Here is a 20,204-nt window from a genome sequence, read left to right on the forward strand (position 1 = left end):
GCCACCGTGATTAATTCTTTGGGGACACACTTCACCTGGCTGATCGTGGCGCTGCCACTGGCCGGCGCCGCGATCTTGCTGTTCGGCGGCAGGCGCACCGACGCGTGGGGCCACCTGCTGGGCTGCGTCGCCGCGCTGGCGGCGTTCGGGGTGGGCCTGACGCTGCTCGCCGACATGGTCGGCCGAAGCGAGGCCGACCGCGTCATCCATCAGAAGGTGTTCAGCTGGATTCCGGTCGGGCAGCTCCAGGTTGACTTCGGGCTGCAGATCGATCAGCTATCCATGTGTTTCGTGCTGCTGATCTCCGGCGTCGGGTCGCTGATCCACATCTATTCGGTCGGCTACATGGCCGAGGACCCGGATCGCCGCCGGTTCTTCGGTTACCTCAACCTGTTCCTGGCATCGATGCTGCTGCTGGTGGTCGCGGACAACTACGTTGTGCTCTACGTCGGATGGGAAGGCGTCGGCCTGGCGTCCTACCTGTTGATCGGGTTCTGGTATCACAAGCCGTCGGCGGCCACGGCGGCCAAGAAGGCGTTCGTCATGAACCGGGTCGGTGATGCCGGTCTGGCCTTGGGAATGTTCTTGATGTTCAGCACTTTCGGCACGCTGTCGTACGCCGGAGTATTCGCCGGCGCACCGGGGGCCGGCCGAGGCGCGCTGACGGCGATGGGCCTGCTGCTGCTTCTCGGCGCGTGCGCCAAGTCCGCGCAGGTTCCGCTGCAGGCCTGGCTGGGGGACGCGATGGAGGGCCCCACACCCGTGTCCGCGCTGATCCACGCGGCCACCATGGTGACCGCCGGGGTGTACCTCATCGTGCGGTCCAATCCGCTGTACAACCTGGCGCCCGACGCGCAGCTGGCGGTCGTCATCGTCGGCGCGGTGACCCTGTTGTTCGGCGCGATCATCGGCTGCGCCAAGGACGACATCAAACGCGCGCTGGCCGCATCGACGATCAGCCAGATCGGGTACATGGTCCTGGCCGCCGGCTTGGGCCCGGCCGGATACGCCTTCGCGATCATGCACTTGCTCACCCATGGTTTCTTCAAGGCCGGGTTGTTCCTCGGCTCCGGCGCGGTGATCCACGCGATGCACGAAGAGCAGGACATGCGCCGCTACGGCGGCCTGCGCGCCGCGCTGCCGGTCACGTTCGCCACGTTCGGGCTGGGATATCTGGCCATCATCGGGGTTCCGCCGTTCGCGGGCTTCTTCTCCAAGGACGCCATCATCGAGGCGGCCCTGGGCGCCGGGGGCGCCCGGGGTTACCTGCTGGGCGGGGCCGCGCTGCTTGGCGCCGGCATCACCGCGTTCTACATGACGCGGGTCATGCTGATGACCTTCTTCGGTGAAAAGCGTTGGGCGCCAGGCGCGCATCCGCACGAGGCGCCCGCCGTGATGACGTGGCCAATGATTCTGCTCGCGGTCGGGTCGGTGTTCTCGGGCGGGCTGTTCGCCATCGGCGGCACCCTGCAGCACTGGCTGCAGCCGGTGGTCGGGGCGCACGAGGAAGTGACCCACGCCATCCCGGTCTGGGTCAGCACCGCTTTGGCGTTGGGTGTGGTCGCCGTCGGTATCGCGGTGGCCTACCGGATGTACGCCCGGGCACCCATCCCGCGCGTGGCTCCCGTCCGGGTCTCGGCCCTCACCGCCGCCGCGCGCGCCGATCTCTATGGCGATGCCTTCAACGAGGAGGTGTTCATGCGCCCTGGCGCGCAACTGACTTCGGCGCTGGTCGAGGTCGACAACGCGGGCGTGGACGGCTCGGTCAACGCGCTGGCGGCCCTCATCAGCGCGACCTCAAATCGCCTGCGGGGACTGCAAACCGGCTTCGCCCGCAACTACGCGTTGTCGATGTTGACGGGCGCCGTGCTGGTGGCGGCGCTGATCCTGGCGGTGCGGCTGTGGTGAGCGGGCCTTTCCTACCCAACGTGCCGTGGCTGAGCGTGCTGTGGCTGGTGCCGCTGGCGGGTGCGGTGCTGATCATCCTGATGCCTCCCGGATTGCGGCGGCTCGCCAAGTGGACCGGCCTGGTCGTCAGCGTCGCGACGCTGGCGGTATCGGTCATCATCGCGATGGGTTTCAAGGCGGGTGGCGCGCCTTACCAGTTCGTTGAAAGCCACCGCTGGATACCGGCCTTCGGTGCCGGGTACAGCCTCGGCGTGGATGGCATCGCGGTGGTACTGGTGCTGCTGACCACGGTGCTCATTCCCCTGCTGCTGGTTGCCGGCTGGAACGATGGCGGCGAGCGCACCCGCGGCGTGCATGCCTATGTCGCCCTGACGCTCGCCATTGAGTCGATGGTGTTGATTTCGGTCATCGCGCTGGATGTCTTGCTGTTCTACGTGTTCTTCGAGGCCATGCTCATCCCGATGTACTTCCTCATCGGTGGCTTCGGTCAGGGACCCGGACGGTCCCGAGCCGCGGTGAAGTTCCTGCTGTACAACCTGTTCGGCGGCCTGATCATGCTCGCGGCCGTCATCGGGCTGTATGTGGTGACCGCGCAGCACGGTTCGGGCTCGTTCGACTTCCGTGACATCGTGGCCGGCTTCGCGTCCGGCCGTTACACCGCGGACCCGGCGGTGATCAAGGCGCTGTTCCTGGGCTTCATGTTCGCGTTCGCCATCAAGGCCCCGCTGTGGCCGTTCCACCGCTGGCTTCCCGACGCCGCGGTCGAGGCCACACCGGCGACCGCGGTGCTGATGATGGCGGTGATGGACAAGGTCGGCACCTTCGGCATGCTGCGCTACTGCCTGCAGCTGTTCCCCAGCGCCTCAACGTACTTCCGCCCGCTGATCATCGTGCTGGCCGTCATCGGCGTGGTCTACGGCGCGGTTGTGGCGATCGGTCAGGCCGACATCATGCGCCTGATCGCCTACACTTCGATCTCGCACTTCGGCTTCATCATCCTGGGCATCTTCGTGATGACCAGCCAGGGCCAGAGCGGCTCGACGCTGTACATGCTCAACCACGGATTGTCCACCGCGGCGGTGTTCTTGATCGCGGGCTTCCTGATATCGCGGCACGGCAGCCGGGCCATCGCCGACTACGGCGGCGTGCAGAAGGTGGCCCCGATCCTGGCCGGCACGTTCCTGGTGTCGGCCATGGCCACCCTGTCGCTGCCCGGGCTGGCCCCGTTCATCAGCGAATTCCTGGTCCTGCTGGGAACTTTCAACCGGTACTGGCTGGCGGCGGCGTTCGGGGTCACCGCACTGGTCCTCTCGGCCATCTACATGCTCTGGCTTTATCAGCGCATGATGACCGGACCGGTGGCGCGCGACAACGAACGGATCCGCGATCTGGCACCACGCGAAATGATCGTTGTTGCACCGTTGATCGCGCTGCTGATCGTTCTCGGCGTCTACCCCAAGCCGGTCCTGGACGTCATCAATCCCGCGGTCGAGAACACCATGACCGCCATCGGACAGCACGATCCCGCACCGACGGTGCCACCCGGTGCCGGACCCCGGACAGCCGAAGGACCGCACCGATGACCCTCCCCACTCCCAGTGTCGAGTACTTTCTGCTGTGCCCGATGTTGATCGTTTTCGGCGTCGCGGTGGCCGGTGTGCTGGCGGAGGCGTTCTTGCCCAGGCGGATTCGCTACGGCACCCAGGTGACGCTGGCCCTGGGCGGGTTGGTCGCGGCATTCGTCGCGGTCATCGTCGTCGGCCGCGCCGTCGCGCCATCCGGCCACGCCGCCGTGCTGGGAGCGATGGCCATCGATCGACCCACCCTGTACCTGCAGGGCACCATCGCGCTGGTTGCGGTGATGGCGGTGATCTTCATCGCCGAACGCAGCGCCGTCACGTCGAAAAACGTTGCGTCGGAAAGCAAGGTGGCCGTCGCGGGGGGCTTGAATTCGGGGGGCCTGGATTCCTTTGCCCCGCAGGCGTCCGCGGTGCCCGGAAGCGAAACCGAGCGCGAGGCCGAGCGGGCCGGCGCCACCCAGACGGAACTCTTCCCGCTGCTGATGCTCTCCGTCGGCGGCATGATGGTCTTCCCCGCCTCCAACGACCTACTGACAATGTTCGTCGCGCTCGAGGTGCTGTCGCTGCCGCTGTACCTGATGTGCGGGCTGGCCCGTCATCGGCGGCTACTGTCCCAGGAAGCGTCGATGAAGTACTTCCTGCTGGGCGCCTTCTCCTCGGCATTCTTCCTCTACGGCGTGGCGCTGCTCTACGGCGCGACGGGCACGCTCACGCTGCCCGGCATCCGCGAAGCTCTTGCGGCTCATGGCGATAGCTCGATGGCGTTGGTCGGCGTCGCCCTGCTCTCGGTCGGATTGCTGTTCAAGGTCGGCGCGGTCCCGTTCCACTCCTGGATTCCCGACGTCTACCAGGGCGCGCCCACCCCGATCACCGGCTTCATGGCCGCGGCCACCAAGGTCGCGGCGTTCGGCGCGCTGCTCCGGGTGGTCTACGTCGCGTTGCCCCCGCTGCACGATCAGTGGCGGCCGGTGCTGTGGGCGATCTCGATCCTGACCATGGCGGTCGGCACGATCACCGCGGTGAACCAGACGGACGTCAAGCGGATGCTGGCCTATTCGTCGGTCGCGCACGTCGGGTTCATCCTCACCGGCGTTATCGCCGACAACCACGCGGGTCTCTCCGCCACGTTGTTCTACCTCGTCGCCTACAGCTTCAGCACCGTCGGTGCGTTCGCCATCGTCGGCCTGATCCGCAGCGCGGACGGTGTCGAGGATGCCGACCTCTCGCACTGGGCCGGGCTCGGACAGCGCTCACCCATTGTGGGAGTGATGCTTTCGATGTTTCTGTTGGCCTTCGCGGGCATTCCGCTGACCAGTGGATTCGTCAGCAAGCTCGCGGTGTTCAAGGCCGCCGCCCAGGGCGGCGCGGTGCCCCTGGTGGTCATCGGTGTGATCGCGAGCGGGATCGCCGCCTACTTCTATGTGCGGGTGATCGTGTCAATGTTCTTCACCGAACCGACCGACGACACGCCGCGAGTGGTAACCCCGGGCATCCTGAGTAAGGCCGCGATCGCGGTATGTGCGGCGGTAACAGTGGTCTTGGGGATCTTCCCGCAGCCGTTGCTCGATCTGGCCGATCACGCGGCGCAGCTGCTGCACTTCGCCGCGGGCGCCGGTTAGTCGCGAGTTACACCCAGAAACGGCCGGGTGGCCAACACGTAGATCGCCAGTACCCCCAACGGCGCGGCCAGCGGTAACCACGGCAGCTGCAGCGGGAACGACGTCGCGACGATCCCCGCGAGGGTAAACCCCGCGGCGGCAACAATTGTCGACCAGCTGCCCAACACGACACGGGTGGACGTGCCGCCCGCGTAGCGGCACACCAGATAGGCCGCCGCGCACAAGCCCGACAGCGCGGACAGCAGCTGCGGCGGGTCGGATAGCACGATCGCCGCCACCGCCAGCAGCACCGCGACCGTGGCCGCGGGTCGAACGACTATTCCCACCCCCACGGCAACCAGCGCCAACACCCCGGCCACACCCGCCGGCCCATGGGATCCCACCGCGACCAGACCTACCATCAGCAGGCCGAAAACCGTTGAGGCGGTGAGTGTTAAGGCTGGGCGTGTCACCGCTACACCCGCAGCCGTCCCCGAACCCGGCGGCGCCGGTCCGGCAGTACACCCATCGATTGATCCAAGCTGCGATCCCCTCGCCAGGAGACAATGTCGACGCCGAGGGTGGCCATGTCGCGATACATGGCGGAGCGCTGGAGCGCCCACATCCGATCCACCAGGGCATCCTGCTCGTCTTGAAACGGGGAGCTATCGAGGATGTCGACGGCGACCACGACATGGCCCCGTCTCCGCAGGTCGATCAGCGCCAGGGCGAATTCGGTGTCCAGCAGCGTGGAGAATGCGATGACGATCGCTCCCGCGGGAACGGCGGCGCGCGGCGCCAGTGTGCCAGTGGTGTTTTCGAATCGCTCACCCGCGCCCAGCACGGTATCGAGCACCCGATAGAACTGGCGCTGGCCGATGTCGGCGCCAAGCCAGCGCGGGCGGTTGCCGCCCAGCGCGACGATTCCCGCGCGATCGCCATGTCGCAACGCCGTCTGCACCACCTGCGCCGCCCCCCGAACCGTCCGCTCGGTGGCTTCGGTTGCCGGGCCCGCCGGCTGGCGGTAGGTGTCGATGAGCACCACCACGTCGGCGGCGCGGTCGGTCAAACGCTCGGTCACATGCAGCTGCCCGCGGCGCGCGCTCACCGGCCAGTTCACCGCCCTCAGCTGATCGCCCGGCACGTAGGCACGAATGTCGGCGTATTCGACGCCCGGTCCGATATGCCGGGTGAGGTGGGCGCCCAGGCGGTCGAGCAACTCGGTCTGCGGGATCGGCGTCGACTGCGGTGGCGTCAGCGGAAACACCAAGACGTCGGCGGCGTCGACGGTGGCCGATCCCGCGAGCAGCCCGCCGCGCGCGATCACGTCGACGCGGGCCCGAACGGGGTAGCGCCCCCAGCGTTGCGCGGTAGCCGTAACCGTTTTCGCGTCGCGGGAATCCATGTCCAGAACTTCGAGCTGCATGCCTTCGACGCCGACCACCGTGAGCTCGACCGCAGACGCACCGTCACCTGCCTGTGTTACCCAAACGGTGACTCGAGCCTGCTCGTTTTCGAAACATCGCTGCGCGTCGGGCTCGCCGTGCACGTAGAGCGTCGGGACCGGGCGCTGCCAGCTGATCGAGCACAGCACGCCCAGCAACGGCGCCGCGAACGCAATCAGCTGCCAATGCGCCCCGATCACGGCGGCCGCCAGCGCAACCAAGGCGCACGTCGCGATCGCCCGCGTCAATTGCGATGGACGCCAGCGAAACTGGACTTCACGGCCTTCGCTCACTTCGGCTTATCCAGTCTCTAATCCAGTCGGGCTTATCCAGTCGTGCTCATCCGGTCCCCCCTCGCGCCCGGGGCACCGGCAATCGCCGCAGCAGTTCTTCGATGATGTCGACGCCCTGCACCTTCCTCACCCACATCTCCGGCCGCAGCGTGATGCGGTGCGCGACCGCGGCGGTGGCCAGCGCCTTGACGTCCTCGGGGATCACATAGTCCCGGCCGAGCAACAGCGCACGGGCGCGCGCGAGTTGAACCAGGTCGAGTTCCGCACGGGGGCTGGCGCCGACGGCGACCTGCGGGTGGTGCCGGGTGGCGTTGGCCAGGGAGACCACGTAATGCAAGACGTCCTCGTGCACCGTCACCTGCTCGACCGATTCGCGCATCGCCAGCAGATCGGGCGCGTCCACAACTTGACTGACGGTCGGCTCGGCCGAACCGCGCTCCAGCCGTCGGCGCAGCATCGAGGTTTCGTCACGCTCGGAGAGGTATCGCAGTTCCAGCCGGATCGCGAACCGATCAAGCTGCGCCTCAGGTAACGGATAGGTGCCTTCATACTCGATCGGATTGTCGGTTGCCAGGACGATGAATGGCGTTGGCAGCTTATGAGTTTCGCCGTCGATGCTTACCTGGCCTTCGGCCATCGCCTCCAGCAGGGCCGCCTGGGTCTTGGGCGGCGTGCGGTTGATCTCGTCGGCGAGCAACAGATTGGTGAAGATTGGCCCGGCGCGGAACGCGAAACGCCCGGACTGCATGTCGTAGATCGTCGAGCCGAGCAGGTCCGCGGGCAGCAGATCCGGCGTGAACTGCACGCGGGTGAATCGCAGCCCCAGTGCCGCGGCGAAGGATCTGGCGATCAGCGTCTTGCCGAGGCCCGGCAGGTCTTCGATGAGTACGTGGCCGCGCGCGAGCACCGCGGTGAGGATCAGCGTGAGTGCGGCGCGCTTTCCCACCACCACGCGTTCGATTTCATCGAGCACCGCCTCGCAATTCGCGGTGGTCGTCGCGGCCGGCATGGTCGTCATATCAGTGTCATATCCGCTGTCATACCTTTCCTCTCACACCTCTTCCAGCCTCCGGAGAATCTCTTCGAACGCCGCTCGGCCGGGACCGGGCCGGTGGTCACCGCCGCGCACGACATTGTTGGGATTCACCCATTCCCACAATTCGTCGCCGAACAGCATTTGGCCCGTCGAGTGAAAACCCGCCGGATCTTTGGCTTGCCTTTGGCCCGTTGCCATTTCATATCGCCGCGCAAGCATCGGGCGCAGATGCCTGTCCCAGTCGGATCGGGTGGACTCCGACCAGCGGATGGTGGTCTCGGTGGTGGCGAGCCACCGGCGCAACGAATCCCCCAGATCGTCGGCATCCGGCTCGGCCGTGGATCGCGTCCCGTGTGCCAGGACACGACGGACGCTGAGCAGGATCAACGCCAGGGCGACACCGGAGGCCACCAAGACGAAGCGGCGATCGTGCACGATCAGCGCCAGCAGCTCAACGCCGACGATCAGGCAAACGCCCAGGGAAATAAGCCTTTTCATGCCGGGCTCCGCAACTCGGCAAGGACCAGCCGCAGCACCTGTACCGCTATGTCACGATGTCCCTCGTTCATCACGTGCGGACTGAATCGTGCTTCTTCGAACAGGTTCACCAGCTGCACCGCGTTGTCCGCGTGCAGCGCATGGTGTTCGACGGCTCGGCCCAGTACCTCGGTCGGGGTGTCGAAATCCTGAGGGGCGGCCCCGGGAAAATTCGCGAGCTCGCTTTCCATCGCGGCGTAGCACGCGATGATGGCCTCGCGCGGTTCGCGATTGAGGTCACCAATCTCGGCGAGCCCGAGTTCGGCCGCTCGCACAAGCGATTCCGAAGGTTTGGGTGCCGACGCCGGCTCCACGTAGTCGTCGGTGTGGTCATCGGAGACCGTGCCCGGTTTGGACGCCCTCCACCGCCGCCGGGACATGACGGCCGACCCCGCGACGATGATCAACAGCATCGGGACGGTGGTGGCCAGGAGGATTCCGTACATGTCCCCGTTGTCGTGTTGCGGACGCTGCGGCGGGGGCGGCTGCGGATTGACTTGCGCCGTCGGGGGTGCGCTGGGTGCCGGGGTCTGTGGGGGCGGAGCCACGCCGTGCGGAAGCGCTCGGGACACCAGCGTCGCGATAAGCAACCATGCCACGATCACGGCGAGCCCGATCAGCACCACGCGCCAGTTCGGCCGACCCCTGCCGGTGCCGAGCATTTCGGACAGGTCCCGGTTATAGGGCGCAATCGCGCGTGGATCCCGCAATCGCGCGATGACCGCGAACGCGACCAGCGCGAGCGTCACGCTCAGAGCCGCAACGACGAAAACGAACGCCACCCGGTTGGGGCCCGATTCGGTGTGCGCCGCGCCTTCGCGTGCCGGGAGATATCCGCGCAGGGCTGCGGCGACAACGATCAGCAGCACGATCAGCGCAACAACGCGCCCCGTCGGCTTGTCGGGCATTGGCACACGCTTTCCTCATACCTGCAAGTCGATGCTTGCACGTCAGGCACGCGTAACGCCAGGTTATCCACAGTCAGCGTTTCATCCACAAAACGCGAGCTAGCTGCATGAACGTGCGTGGATTCGAACACAAGTTCGATAGAATTGCGCCCATGGGTATCCGGATGAGCGACGAGCAGGCACGGGAGCGGATCAGCGCCGCCCTCGATGCGATCGACGCCGCCCACCTAGTGCTGCGCGAGACCCCCTCGGAACTGGTAGGGAACAACTTCCGCGTCGACGTAGCCGAACGGCTGGAAACCCAGGAGCGCGTCAACCGCGGGCTGATGTATCGCTTCTTCGGCGAGATCGCCGACCCGCCGGATGGGACCGGATTCATGCCCGCGGTGCGCGACGCGCTCTGGGCCCGGCTGCGCATCACACCGCAAGAAATCACTCGCCGCTTCAAACTGGCGGCGAGGATTCGACCGCGGCGCTCGCTTACCGGGCCGCGGCTGGCGCCCGAGTTGCCGGAGTTGGCAGACGCGATCGAAGCCGGCGCGGTCGGCGAGGACCACATCCGCGCGGTATGCCGGGCGGTCGACGTGCTGCCGGCCTGCGTCTCGCCCACCGACGCGGCAGAAGCCGAACGCACGTTAGTCCAGCACGCGCGCAAGCTCGATGCCGGCGTGATCACCAAACTGGGGCAGCGCATCGCCGACTACCTCAATCCCGACGGCCTTTTCACCGACGGCGATCGTGCCCGCCGCCGCGGGCTGCAGCTCGGCGCGCAGGGACCCGACGGCATGTCCCGGTTGCATGGATGGCTCGACCCCGAAGCCCGCGCGTACTTCGAAGCCATCGACGCCGCCGTGCGGCCCGGCCGCCACCGATCGGACGACGCCGACAGCCCGGACAACCCGAACGGCCCCGACGGCCCGGACACCCGTGCCGATGCGCGCGACGACCGCACACCCGCGCAGCGCTGCCACGACGCGTTCAAGTTGGGTATGGCGACGGCGATCTCATCCGGTGGGCTCGGTCAGCACCGAGGCCACCCGGTCACGGTGATCGTCACCACCACCCTGGCCGAACTCGACCGGGCGGCACACGCCGTGTCCAACGCATCGGTCCCGATGCCCGCACCCGCGCGAACCGGCGGCGGTTCCAGGCTGCCCATGCCGGACCTGATCCGCCTGGCCGCCAAAGCAATTCACTACCTGGCGGTGTTCGACGAGCACACCGGCCGGCCGCTGTATCTGGGAAGGCAAAAGCGGATCGCCACCGCCGACCAGAGGCTGATCTGCTACGCGCGCGACCGCGGCTGCACCCACCCCAACTGCCTGGAACCGGGCTATCGCTGCGAGGTTCACCACGCACCCGACTGGATGGCGGATGGCCGCACGGATGCGGACAAGCTGTTTTTCGCTTGCGGTTGCGACCACGGCAAGGCAAGCCGGGGCGAATGGCACACCGTAGTAACCGAAAACGGGCGACTTGGCTGGACGGACGGCAGCGGGCCGCCCGAAATCAATCATGCTCACCACCCCGACGAACTTCTCCGCGGCGATCCCGACCCGCCCGAGGAGGACGACGGTTAGCCGAATGTGAACGGACGGAAGCTGCCGTCCAGGACCTCGCTGTGGCCGATCGTGCGCCCGGTAACCTCGCGCGGGTCCACCAGCGCCAACTGCACTGCGGCCCGGGCGAATTCGTCCGCAGGGGCGGTATCGACAAACTCGCGAGCATAATACGCCAGGCCCGGGGTAAGAATCGGCTTCGACGGCGCTAACGCGTTGACCGCGATGTTGTGGTCGGCAAGATCGAACGCCGCGCACTGGGTGAGGTGCTCGAGCGCGGCCTTGGACCCGCCGTATCCCGGCAGCACTCCGCCGCTGCGGTCGGCGTAGGGGCCGTCGCCGGGCATCCGGGACGCGACCGACGTGATGTTGACGATCGAGCCGCCACCCGCGTCGATCATGTCCGGGCACACCAACTGCATCAGCTCGTAGGCGGCAAAGACTGCGATCTCGAAGTGCCGCCGAAACGCGTGCAGGGGTGTGCTGACGAAACCCGGCCAGTCGGGCTTTGCGCCGGCAGATGCGGGCTTTGCGGACTGGGCCGGCGGCTTGGGGCGCCCTCGTCCCCCAGGCGGCCGGCCGGGGGCGGTGAAGGCGGCGTTGTTGACCAGAATTGTGATGGGGCCCAGTGCTTCTCGTGCCGCATCCACCAACCGGGCGATGTCGTCGCGGTCGGTCAGATCGGCACGCACGGCCACCGCGTGTCCGCCGGTCGCCTCGACCTCGGCGACGGTCTCACCGATGGTTCCCGGCAACCGGTCGTCCCACACCTGCTCGGTGCGCCCGGCGACGGCCACCGCCGCGCCGTCGGCCGCGAGCGCCAGCGCGATCGCCCGGCCCAGGCCGCGGCTGCCGCCGGTGACGATCGCGGCCCGGCCCGCAAGCCGGCCCGTCATCCCGTTACCCCGTGCACGACGATCGCGGTCGTTTGATCCACCCACGCATCGTCCAGTTTTTCGTCCGGGCGTAACAGCATCCGCAGCATCGTCGCTCCCCCAATCAGCTCGATCAACCGATCCGGATCCACCTCGGAGTGCGCCTCGCCGCGGTCGACGGCCTCGCGAAGGCGCACCCGGACCGCGATGAACAGGTCGGTGAATCGCGACATCACCCTCGCGTTGAGATCGGGATCGGCCGTCATGTCGGCCACCAACCCGGGCAACGCGGCCCGCACCACCGGCGTGGTGAACACATCGCGGGTCGCCGCGATCATCATCCGGACGTCGGCGGCGATGTCACCGGCCGGGGACTCCAGCGCGGTCGGTGCCGTCGGAAAAGCCGCCTCGTGCACCAGCTCTGCCTTGCTCGACCACCGGCGATACAGCGCCGATTTCGTGGTGCCTGCGCGCTCGGCCACCGCGGCCAGGCTGAGGTTCGAATAGCCGATCTCCACAAGCAGTTCCGCGGTCGCCGACAGGATCGCCGAGTCGATGCGCGGGTCCCGGGGCCGGCCGGCGCCCGGGGCCTTGTCAAGGTAGGACGGGTCTGCTTTCATAACGCTACCTACCGTATCGTAATTGCGAGTATCAGCAGAAGTCTCGAAGAATGGAAGCACCCGTGTCGAATGAACCCGTGCTGGACAAAGTCGACCGACTTCAGCGATCCAGCCGCGACGTCACCACGCTGCCCGCGGTGATGGCGCAGTGGCTGTCGACCGTGCTGCCCGACGGGGCGAAACCCGAGGTGACGGTCGAAAGCGGCGTTGACGCCACGGGCATGTCGTCGGAAACCATCATTCTCTCTGCCCGCTGGCAACAGGACGGGCAGCCGATCGAGCAAAAACTCGTGGCGCGGGTGGCGCCCAGCGCCGAGGACGTCCAGGTCTTTCCGACCTATCGCCTGGACCACCAATTCGAAGTCATTCGCAAGGTCGGCGAACTCACCGATGTCCCGGTCCCCCGGGTGCGCTGGCTCGAGCCCACCGGAGAGGTTCTGGGCACACCCTTCTTCCTCATGGACTACGTCGACGGCGAGGTCCCACCGGACGTCATGCCCTACACCTTCGGCGGCAATTGGTTCGCCGATGCGCCCGCCGAGCGCCAGCGCGAACTGCAGGACGCCACGGTGGGCGTGCTGGCCAAGTTGCACGCAATCCCAAACGCCCAGAAGACATTTGAGTTTCTCTCTCAAGGTGGCGATACCGCCCTGCGCGGGCACTTCAATTGGGTGCGGTCCTGGTACGACTTCGCGGTGCCCGACATCGGCCGATCGCCGCTGCTGGAGCGGACTTTCGAGTGGCTCGAGGACAACTGGCCGCACGAGGTGGACGCGCGAGAGCCCGTGCTGCTGTGGGGCGACGCGCGGGTGGGCAACGTGCTGTACCGCGACTTTGCCCCGGTCGCGGTGCTGGACTGGGAAATGGTCGCGCTGGGGCCACGGGAGCTCGACGTTGCCTGGATGATATTCGCGCACATGGTGTTTCAAGAGCTCGCCGGTCTGGCGACGCTGCCGGGCCTGCCCGAGGTGATGCGTGAGGACGACGTCCGTGCCACCTATCAGCGACTCACCGGCGTCGACGTGGGCGACCTGCATTGGTTCTACGTCTACTCGGGGGTGATGTGGGCCGTCGTTTTCATGCGCACCGGCGCGCGACGCGTGCACTTCGGCGAAACCGAAAAACCCGACGACGTCGAATCGCTGTTCTATCACGCCGGATTGATGCGCCGTTTAATCGGCGAGGGTCTAATCGGTGAAGGTTTAAAGGGAGAGGATCAGTAATGCTTGGCCCGCTTGACGAGTTCCCGGTACATCAAATTCCACAACCGATCGCATGGCCGGGTTCCTCGGACCGCAACTTCTACGACCGTTCCTACTTCAACGCCCACGACCGCACCGGGGACATCTTCGTGATCAGCGGCATCGGCTACTACCCCAACCTCGGGGTCAAGGACGCGTTCTTTCTCGTCAGGCGTGGCGACACGCAGACCGCGGTGCACCTGTCCGACGCCATTGACCAGGACCGGCTCAACCAGAACGTCAACGGCTACCGGATCGAGGTGATCGAGCCGCTGCACAAACTCCGGCTGGTCCTCGACGAAACCGAAGGAATCGCAGCCGATCTCACCTGGGAAGGCCTGTTCGACGTCGTCCAGGAACAGCCGCACCTGATGCGGTCCGGCAACCGGGTGACCCTGGACGCGCAGCGCTTCGCCCAGCTCGGCTCCTGGAGCGGCCGCATCGCCATCGACGGGCAGGAGATCGCCGTCGACTCCGCGACCTGGCTCGGCAGCCGCGATCGGTCCTGGGGCATCCGGCCGATTGGCGAACCCGAGCCGGCAGGCCGGCCCGCCGACCCGCCATTCGAGGGCATGTGGTGGCTCTACGTGCCGATGGCCTTCGACGAGTTCGCGATCGTGCTGATCATCCAGGAGGAGCCCGACGGGTTCCGTTCGCTCAACGACTGCACCCGGGTTTGGCGCGACGGCAGGGTCGAACAGCTGGGCTGGCCGCGGGTCAAGATTCACTACCGCTCCGGTACCCGCATCCCGACCGGCGCCACCATCGACGCGACCGCCCCCGACGGCACCCCTGTCCACTTCGACGTGGAGTCCAAGCTGCCGGTGCCCATCCACGTGGGCGGCGGATACGGCGGCGATTCGGACTGGCTGCACGGCATGTGGAAAGGCGAAAAGTTCGTCGAACGCCTGACGTACGACATGACCGACCCGGCGATCATCGGGCGCTCCGGCTTTGGCGTGATCGACCATGTCGGGCGTGCGCTGTGCCGCGACGGCGACGGCGAACCGGTCGAAGGCTGGGGCCTCTACGAGCACGGCGCGCTGGGCCGCCACGACCCGTCGGGCTTCAAGGACTGGTTAACGGTGGCGCCCTAGGTCTTTCGGCTAGGTCTTTCGGCTAGGTCTTTCGGCTAAGTCTTTCGGCTAAGCCCGCCTAGCTGGGCCGCTCGAAAGTTTGCAAACTGGTCCGGAAGCGTTCGGCGCCGACCGGGTTCGAGATTTCGATGACGAAGTCCGGCAGCGCGTTGGCGGTGGGTTTCCCGTCGGGACCGGCCGCGCCCGGCTCCGCATTCCACTCGATCAGGTGCACGTGAACCGCGTAGCGGCCGGGGGGCAGCGGGAGCGCCAAGAAGTCACCGTCGTCCCACCCGACAGCCTCCAGCCCGCCCAAGCGCGCAGAGCCCCGGCTGACGAACAAGTACGGCTCGGAGGAGACCAGGCGATATCGCTGCTCGCGGTCGGTCAACCCGGGCCGGGTCCGACCACCCCGCACCGCGAACTGGAACGCCCCGTCGCCCCCGATGTAGATCGGCACGAACGCGCCCGCCTCGATGTGCCGCAGCAGCGCCGCATCCTCGGATACCTCGTCCTCCCAGCTTTCGAAGTCCGTGATGGCGCCGAAGCGCTCCGGTTGCCAGATCGCGAACATCCCGGCGTCCGTACGCACCGGTTCGGATAACTCCCACTCAGCAACCATGTCCGCGACCATGTCAAAAGCCAACGTCAAGTCATTTCACGGCTTTTAATGCACCTGCTCAACCGTTGTCGTCACCCCGGACGACGACCCGGAAAGACCGGGCAATCCAGAATTATGCTACGAACGCGTCAAAATGCGGTTGACTAGAGTCCGTGACCGACCCTCCCCGGATTGTCGACGTCGTCGTGGTAGGGGCTGGCTTTGCCGGGTTGACCGCGGCGCGGGAGCTGGCGCGACAGGGTCATGATGTGCTGGTCTTCGAGGGCCGCGACCGGGTCGGCGGCCGTTCGTTCACCGGCAGCGTCGCGGGATTGCCCGCCGATCTGGGCGGCACGTTCGTCGGCCCGACCCAGGACGCGGTACTGGCGCTGGCGGCCGAGCTCGACGTCGCGACCGCGCCGACACACCACGATGGCAAGAACGTGATCCACTGGCGCGGCTGGGCGCGTTCGTACCGCGGCACCATCCCCAAGCTCTCACTGACCGGGCTGATCGACATCGGCAGGCTGCGTTGGCAATTCGACAGAATTGCGCGCAGCATCCCGCTGGCAGCACCGTGGGACGCGCGCCGCGCCCGCGAGCTCGACGACCTCTCGCTCGGCGAGTGGCTGCGCGCGATGCGCGCCACCGCCTCGTCCCGCGACCTGCTCGCCATCATGGCGCGGGTGACGTGGGGGTGCGAACCCGACGACGTATCGATGTTGCACGCCGCCCGCTACACGCACGCCGCCGGCGGCCTGGACCGGCTGCTCGACGTCGAAAACGGTGCGCAGCAGGATCGTTTCCCGGGCGGCACCCAGCAGATCGCCGAGGCGGCGGCCGCCGAACTGGGCGACCGGGTAATGCTCAACGCGCCGGTGCGCCGGATCGAAAGACACGGTGCGGGCGTGACGGTGTCCTCCGATCGCGGCCAGACCGAGGGCGGGTTCGTCATCGTCGCCATCCCCCCGGCCCATCGCGCATCTATCGAATTCGCTCCCCCGCTGCCGCCCGAGTACACCGAGCTGGCCAAGAATTGGCCGCAGGGCCGGCTCAGCAAGGCTTACGCGGCCTACTCCACGCCGTTCTGGCGGGACGACGGCTTCTCGGGCCAGGCGCTGTCCGACAAGGGCCCGGTGTTCATCACTTTCGACGTCAGCCCGCACGCCGACGGGCCCGGCATCTTGATGGGGTTCGTCGACGCCCGCGCATTCGACTCGCTACCCACCGACCAACGCCGCCGCGATGCGTTGCGCTGCTTCGCCAGCCTGTTCGGGGAAGAGGCGCTCAAACCGCTCGACTATGTCGATCACCGTTGGGGCGCAGAGGATTTCGCACCCGGCGGCCCCACTGCGGCCGTGCCACCCGGGTCGTGGACGCGATACGGTCCGTGGTTGCGCGAGCCCGTCGGTCCCATTCACTGGGCCGGCACCGAGACCGCGGACGAGTGGACGGGGTATCTCGACGGCGCCGTCCGGTCGGGCCAGCGGGCGGCCGCGGAGATCGCCGCCCTCCTGTTATGAGCTGAGCTGTACCTCGCGGGCCGGCAGCCTGTGGGTCACGGATTCGGCCAGTGTTCGCAGCTGTCCGTTCACCTCGTGAGGGTGTTCCAGCATCGAGCAGTGTCCGCCCGGCAGCTCGACAAGTCCGACGATGTTGGGCGCGGTGCGCGCGATCCTGCGGGACTGACCGATCGGCGTCAGACGATCGCGTTCGCTGCCGATGACCAACGTCGGCACCGTCAAACCGTCCAACTCGAGGTAGCGCGAACCCAGGGCATCCACGAGCATCTTCGCGCAGCCGCCGCGCCCCGCCGGTGATGTCCGAGCGAACAGCTCGTAGATGAGCCGCGCAGCGCTCGGGTCGGCGTCCCTGCCGACCGCCAGCATCGCAACCAGGTAGCGACTCGCGAACCGGGCCGCGGTGGGCACCGCAAACCCGCCGAACGCGCCGATCAATCCGCGCGCGGCCATGACGCGGGCCTCCGAAAATCCACGCAGTTCCCTGGGGACCGACATCAGCTTCACTTCGCGCACCAGGTCCCCGGTGGTGGTGTTGATCAGCGCGACCGCGTCGGCGCGCTGGCGAACCCTGTCGCGGTAGTGCGCCGACCAGGCGGCGATGGTGATGCCACCCATCGAGTGCCCCGCCAGCACCGCACGCTCGTGCGGCGCCAACGTCGCCTCCAGCACCGAATTCAGGTCGGACGCAAGGTGTTCGAGGCTATAGCCGCCGCGCCCCTTACCCTTGGGGACACCGCTGCGGCCGTGGCCGCGATGGTCGAAGGCAATCACCCGATAGTCGGAGGCGAGGTCGGCGATCTGATATGTCCACGCGCGGATCGCGCAGGTGATGCCGTGCGTCAGAACAATCGGATAGCCGTCGGGCGGCCCGAAGACCTCCGTGTGAAGCGGGGTGCCGTCGGCCCCGCGGACCGTCAGAGTGCGGCTCGGGGGCAGTGCATCAGGCAGCCGGTGAATCGCGCTTGTCGCTTGTCGAGCACTCATCGCTGCTCCCCCCTCGAACACGGCCCCGTTGCCGCACCCTGGATGTGACCGAGTTTACGTGGAATCAACGAGGGACTGGCCGGAATCGGCCAAATGCATCCCGGAAATTTCGGACGCCCGTCCAACAATCATCCAGCTAAGTCCGGCCGGGTGTGAGACGCTGACCAACGTGTCCCCGATGTCGCGTCGGGAGTTTTTCGCGGCCACGACGAGCGTGGTCGGGGGGACGCTGGTGGCCGCCTGCGCGTCGGATCCCCCATCGCCACCGGACACCAGATCGGTCCTCATCGTCGGCGCGGGGATGGCGGGTTTATCCGCCGCACGCAGCCTCGCCGACGCGGGGTGGCCGGTGCGCCTGATCGAAGCCCGCGATCGCATCGGCGGCAGGGTGTACACCAACCGCGATTGGGGCGCTCCGCTCGAGATGGGCGCGTCCTGGATCCACGGCACGACGAACAACCCGCTGACGGACCTGGCACGGCGGGCGCAGGCACGGCATGTTCCGACCGACTATCACGGGTGGACGAAGCTCGCGGTTGACCCGCGGCTGCCGTCGCTGGACTACCACCCACGGCACTGGCGCACGTTCGTCGACCAGGCCCGCGACGACGCCGACGGCGGCAGTCTCGGCGCCGCGGTCCACGCCGCTGCCACCGACGCCGAACTTTCCGAGTCCGACCGCGCCCAGTTGGCATTTTTCGTCGCCACCGAGATCGAGGACGAGTACGCGGCCGGCGCGGATCAGCTGTCCGCCAAGACATTTGACAAGGGCGATTACTGCGGCGGCGACCAGGACGTGATCACAACCGGGTACGACGCCCTGCCGCGGCTCCTGGCCGAGGGGCTGCAGATCGTGCTGAATAGCCCGGTAACCGCGATCGCGCGACGAGACCGCTCCGTCGTGGTGCGCACGAAAGACCGCTCCTTCGAGGGACCCGCCGCGATCGTGACGGTTCCGCTTGGTGTGCTGAAATCCGGTGCCATCGCCTTCGATCCGCCCCTTCCGGACGGACACGCCCACGCGATTGACGCGCTCGGCTTCGGCGTGCTGTCCAAGAGCTACTTCCGCTTCAGCCGGCGCACCTGGGACGCGGAGAACGCCTTCTACCTGTACCTCGGACACGAGCCCGGCGCGTGGTCGCAATGGTTCACCTTGCCGGGCGCCTCGGGTCCGATTGTGTTGGCGTTCAACGCCGGTGACCGCGGCCGCGCGGTGGAGTCGTCCTCCCCGAGGGATCTCATGGCCGGCGCGCTGCCCATTGCGCGGCAGCTGTTCGGCGACGACATCGCGCCCGTCGAGGTCGCGACGTCGACGTGGACCACCGACCCCTACGCCCGCGGCGCCTATTCATTCCACGCACCCGGCTCCGGCCTCGACGACCGGCGGCAGCTGCAGCAGCCGATCGACGACCGGCTCTATCTCGCGGGCGAGGCCGTCGGCGTCGACAATCCGGCGACCGTGACCGGCGCCGTGCTCAGCGGCCGCTACGCCGCCGGCCAATTGATGCGACGGGTAAGGGTCGGGTAAAGGTGTGAATGTGACGGCTCCGAAGGGGCGTTCGACGGCCGACGTCGTGGCGACTGTGATCATGTTGACGGTCGCGGCAACGACGGCGTCGCTTTCCCTACTTATCTCGTTCTTTTTCGCAATGGCGACCGACGCGTGTGGAGACAACTGCAACACCGCGGCGCTCGATTGGGTCTACCCCGTGACGTGGGGTGGTATCGCGATCGGCGCGATAGTCGCGATCGCGGGCGTCGCCGTCGCGGCCAACCGCGGCCGGGTCATGTGGGTATGGCCGACGATCGCCGTGGCGCTGATCGTCGTCACCTTCGTCATCGGAGGGGAGTTAGCCAACTCGGTCAACCCGCATCACTAATGGCCGAGTCGGCGAGTGCCACAGCAGAATTCGCGGGCTAACGCTCCAGGGCCCTCGCGCAGGCGTTGAGGATCGCAAGGAAGCTGGAACGCAGCAGCCGAAGGCTGATGGCCTCGAGCACCTTGCCGCCGGCCACCGCCGGATGGGTGTAGTTAGTCAGCCAGTCGACGTCAGTGCCGCCACCCGAAGACGTGCCCGAAGACGCGCCCGAAGGCGTGAACGTCAGGGTCCCGCCCTCGTGGTCGAACGGCGGGAAGGACCGGACGATGAGGTAGGAGTAGCTGTGCGGCCGATCGTAGGCCGTGATTTCTTCGCGAAACCACGTGCCAAGCCCGACCACCTCGCGCACCGCACCCGCGCCGGGCGCCGCGGAGTCCTTCGCGTAACCGGCCTTGAGGACCAGCGGAGCGGCCGCCAGGTTGGCCGGGTCGGCCAACCAGTCGAAGACCTGGTCCACCGGCGCGGCGATCGTCCGCTCCAAATGAATCTCGACCATGACCACATGCTAGACGCCATTCGACCCGTGCTGGCGAGGGGGTC

At 67.2% G+C, this 20,204-nt stretch carries 19 protein-coding genes; 9 read left to right on the forward strand and 10 right to left on the reverse strand.

Annotated elements, in window-relative coordinates:
* Positions 1-6: 6 nt before the first annotated feature.
* Genes nuoL through nuoN form a run of 3 tightly spaced genes read left to right on the forward strand, consistent with a single transcriptional unit; the run spans position 7 to position 5,107 of the window.
* Positions 7-1,908 (forward strand): NADH-quinone oxidoreductase subunit L, encoded by a 1,902-nt coding sequence (gene nuoL / locus A5747_RS11195; RefSeq protein ID WP_076124032.1) that lies wholly within the window; start codon positions 7-9, stop codon positions 1,906-1,908.
* Positions 1,905-3,491, forward strand: coding sequence for an NADH-quinone oxidoreductase subunit M (locus A5747_RS11200; RefSeq protein WP_076124206.1), 1,587 nt, complete (start codon positions 1,905-1,907; stop codon positions 3,489-3,491). Before nuoL ends, A5747_RS11200 begins: the two co-directional genes overlap by 4 nt.
* On the forward strand, positions 3,488-5,107 hold the full coding sequence (nuoN, locus tag A5747_RS11205; RefSeq protein WP_076124035.1) for an NADH-quinone oxidoreductase subunit NuoN: 1,620 nt from the start codon (positions 3,488-3,490) through the stop codon (positions 5,105-5,107). The genes A5747_RS11200 and nuoN overlap by 4 nt, the downstream gene beginning before the upstream one ends.
* Here the strand turns inward: nuoN and A5747_RS11210 are convergent.
* Genes A5747_RS11210 through A5747_RS11230 form a run of 5 tightly spaced genes read right to left on the reverse strand, consistent with a single transcriptional unit; the run spans position 5,104 to position 9,305 of the window.
* Positions 5,104-5,508 carry a hypothetical protein gene (locus tag A5747_RS11210; protein ID WP_076124038.1) on the reverse strand — a complete coding sequence of 135 codons (405 nt, stop codon included), beginning with the start codon at positions 5,506-5,508 and terminating at the stop codon, positions 5,104-5,106. The genes nuoN and A5747_RS11210 overlap by 4 nt on opposite strands.
* A 53-nt stretch (positions 5,509-5,561) precedes the next feature.
* The gene (locus tag A5747_RS11215) at positions 5,562-6,824 is read right to left on the reverse strand and encodes a DUF58 domain-containing protein (RefSeq protein ID WP_076124040.1); all 1,263 of its coding nucleotides are present in this window, start codon (positions 6,822-6,824) and stop codon (positions 5,562-5,564) included.
* A gap of 46 nt (positions 6,825-6,870) precedes the next feature.
* Positions 6,871-7,842, reverse strand: a complete 972-nt coding sequence (locus A5747_RS11220; protein ID WP_076124043.1) for a MoxR family ATPase — start codon at positions 7,840-7,842, stop codon at positions 6,871-6,873.
* A gap of 33 nt (positions 7,843-7,875) precedes the next feature.
* Positions 7,876-8,358: a hypothetical protein gene (locus A5747_RS11225; protein WP_076124045.1), complete on the reverse strand. Its 483-nt coding sequence runs from the start codon at positions 8,356-8,358 to the stop codon at positions 7,876-7,878.
* A complete protein-coding gene (locus tag A5747_RS11230; protein WP_233148017.1) occupies positions 8,355-9,305 on the reverse strand; it encodes a DUF4129 domain-containing protein in 951 nt (316 codons plus the stop codon). Before A5747_RS11230 ends, A5747_RS11225 begins: the two co-directional genes overlap by 4 nt.
* 152 nt (positions 9,306-9,457) lie before the next feature.
* On the opposite strand from A5747_RS11230, the gene A5747_RS11235 reads away from it, so the two are divergent.
* Positions 9,458-10,885 carry a 13E12 repeat family protein gene (locus A5747_RS11235; protein WP_076124050.1) on the forward strand — a complete coding sequence of 476 codons (1,428 nt, stop codon included), beginning with the start codon at positions 9,458-9,460 and terminating at the stop codon, positions 10,883-10,885.
* On the opposite strand, the gene A5747_RS11240 is transcribed toward A5747_RS11235, so the two are convergent.
* Both A5747_RS11240 and A5747_RS11245 read right to left on the reverse strand, forming a co-directional pair.
* The gene (locus tag A5747_RS11240; RefSeq protein ID WP_076124052.1) at positions 10,882-11,760 is read right to left on the reverse strand and encodes an SDR family NAD(P)-dependent oxidoreductase; all 879 of its coding nucleotides are present in this window, start codon (positions 11,758-11,760) and stop codon (positions 10,882-10,884) included. The two genes, A5747_RS11235 and A5747_RS11240, sit on opposite strands and share 4 nt — an antisense overlap.
* Positions 11,757-12,359 (reverse strand): TetR/AcrR family transcriptional regulator, encoded by a 603-nt coding sequence (locus tag A5747_RS11245; protein WP_076116884.1) that lies wholly within the window; start codon positions 12,357-12,359, stop codon positions 11,757-11,759. Before A5747_RS11245 ends, A5747_RS11240 begins: the two co-directional genes overlap by 4 nt.
* Before the next feature lie 62 nt (positions 12,360-12,421).
* Here A5747_RS11245 and A5747_RS11250 point away from each other — a divergent pair, with 62 nt between their 5' ends.
* Both A5747_RS11250 and A5747_RS11255 read left to right on the forward strand, forming a co-directional pair.
* The gene (locus tag A5747_RS11250; protein ID WP_076124208.1) at positions 12,422-13,582 is read left to right on the forward strand and encodes a phosphotransferase family protein; all 1,161 of its coding nucleotides are present in this window, start codon (positions 12,422-12,424) and stop codon (positions 13,580-13,582) included.
* Positions 13,582-14,697 (forward strand): hypothetical protein, encoded by a 1,116-nt coding sequence (locus A5747_RS11255; protein ID WP_076124055.1) that lies wholly within the window; start codon positions 13,582-13,584, stop codon positions 14,695-14,697. The genes A5747_RS11250 and A5747_RS11255 overlap by 1 nt, the downstream gene beginning before the upstream one ends.
* A gap of 58 nt (positions 14,698-14,755) precedes the next feature.
* Here the strand turns inward: A5747_RS11255 and A5747_RS11260 are convergent, their stop codons facing one another.
* Positions 14,756-15,328 (reverse strand): hypothetical protein, encoded by a 573-nt coding sequence (locus A5747_RS11260; RefSeq protein ID WP_142245527.1) that lies wholly within the window; start codon positions 15,326-15,328, stop codon positions 14,756-14,758.
* Between the two features lie 122 nt (positions 15,329-15,450).
* On the opposite strand from A5747_RS11260, the gene A5747_RS11265 reads away from it, so the two are divergent.
* Positions 15,451-16,800 (forward strand): flavin monoamine oxidase family protein, encoded by a 1,350-nt coding sequence (locus A5747_RS11265; protein WP_076124059.1) that lies wholly within the window; start codon positions 15,451-15,453, stop codon positions 16,798-16,800.
* On the opposite strand, the gene A5747_RS11270 is transcribed toward A5747_RS11265, so the two are convergent.
* Entirely contained in the window at positions 16,795-17,784 is a 990-nt protein-coding gene (locus A5747_RS11270; protein WP_076124062.1) for an alpha/beta fold hydrolase, read from the reverse strand. The two genes, A5747_RS11265 and A5747_RS11270, sit on opposite strands and share 6 nt — an antisense overlap.
* 178 nt (positions 17,785-17,962) lie before the next feature.
* Here A5747_RS11270 and A5747_RS11275 point away from each other — a divergent pair, with 178 nt between their 5' ends.
* Together A5747_RS11275 and A5747_RS11280 are read left to right on the forward strand one after the other, a co-directional pair.
* Positions 17,963-19,312 (forward strand): NAD(P)/FAD-dependent oxidoreductase, encoded by a 1,350-nt coding sequence (locus tag A5747_RS11275; protein ID WP_083700343.1) that lies wholly within the window; start codon positions 17,963-17,965, stop codon positions 19,310-19,312.
* Between the two features lie 10 nt (positions 19,313-19,322).
* A complete protein-coding gene (locus tag A5747_RS11280) occupies positions 19,323-19,664 on the forward strand; it encodes a hypothetical protein (RefSeq protein ID WP_142245528.1) in 342 nt (113 codons plus the stop codon).
* A gap of 37 nt (positions 19,665-19,701) precedes the next feature.
* Here A5747_RS11280 and A5747_RS11285 read toward each other — a convergent pair whose 3' ends face one another.
* Positions 19,702-20,160: an SRPBCC family protein gene (locus tag A5747_RS11285; RefSeq protein WP_076124212.1), complete on the reverse strand. Its 459-nt coding sequence runs from the start codon at positions 20,158-20,160 to the stop codon at positions 19,702-19,704.
* Between the last annotated feature and the right edge of the window lie 44 nt (positions 20,161-20,204).

This window comes from Mycobacterium sp. IS-836, assembly GCF_001954275.1.
GTDB lineage: Bacteria > Actinomycetota > Actinomycetes > Mycobacteriales > Mycobacteriaceae > Mycobacterium.

Excerpts from the sequence above, each read along its gene's own strand:
- A5747_RS11235 (WP_076124050.1), top strand. The coding sequence starts at position 9,458 with ATGGGTATCCGGATGAGCGACGAGCAGGCACGGGAGCGGATCAGCGCC.
- nuoN (WP_076124035.1), top strand. The coding sequence starts at position 3,488 with ATGACCCTCCCCACTCCCAGTGTCGAGTACTTTCTGCTGTGCCCGATG.
- A5747_RS11275 (WP_083700343.1), top strand. The coding sequence starts at position 17,963 with ATGTCGCGTCGGGAGTTTTTCGCGGCCACGACGAGCGTGGTCGGGGGG.
- A5747_RS11220 (WP_076124043.1), bottom strand. The coding sequence starts at position 7,842 with ATGACGACCATGCCGGCCGCGACGACCACCGCGAATTGCGAGGCGGTG.
- A5747_RS11255 (WP_076124055.1), top strand. The coding sequence starts at position 13,582 with ATGCTTGGCCCGCTTGACGAGTTCCCGGTACATCAAATTCCACAACCG.
- A5747_RS11225 (WP_076124045.1), bottom strand. The coding sequence starts at position 8,358 with ATGAAAAGGCTTATTTCCCTGGGCGTTTGCCTGATCGTCGGCGTTGAG.
- A5747_RS11230 (WP_233148017.1), bottom strand. The coding sequence starts at position 9,305 with ATGCCCGACAAGCCGACGGGGCGCGTTGTTGCGCTGATCGTGCTGCTG.
- A5747_RS11270 (WP_076124062.1), bottom strand. The coding sequence starts at position 17,784 with ATGAGTGCTCGACAAGCGACAAGCGCGATTCACCGGCTGCCTGATGCA.
- A5747_RS11285 (WP_076124212.1), bottom strand. The coding sequence starts at position 20,160 with ATGGTCGAGATTCATTTGGAGCGGACGATCGCCGCGCCGGTGGACCAG.
- A5747_RS11245 (WP_076116884.1), bottom strand. The coding sequence starts at position 12,359 with ATGAAAGCAGACCCGTCCTACCTTGACAAGGCCCCGGGCGCCGGCCGG.
- A5747_RS11210 (WP_076124038.1), bottom strand. The coding sequence starts at position 5,508 with ATGGTAGGTCTGGTCGCGGTGGGATCCCATGGGCCGGCGGGTGTGGCC.
- A5747_RS11240 (WP_076124052.1), bottom strand. The coding sequence starts at position 11,760 with ATGACGGGCCGGCTTGCGGGCCGGGCCGCGATCGTCACCGGCGGCAGC.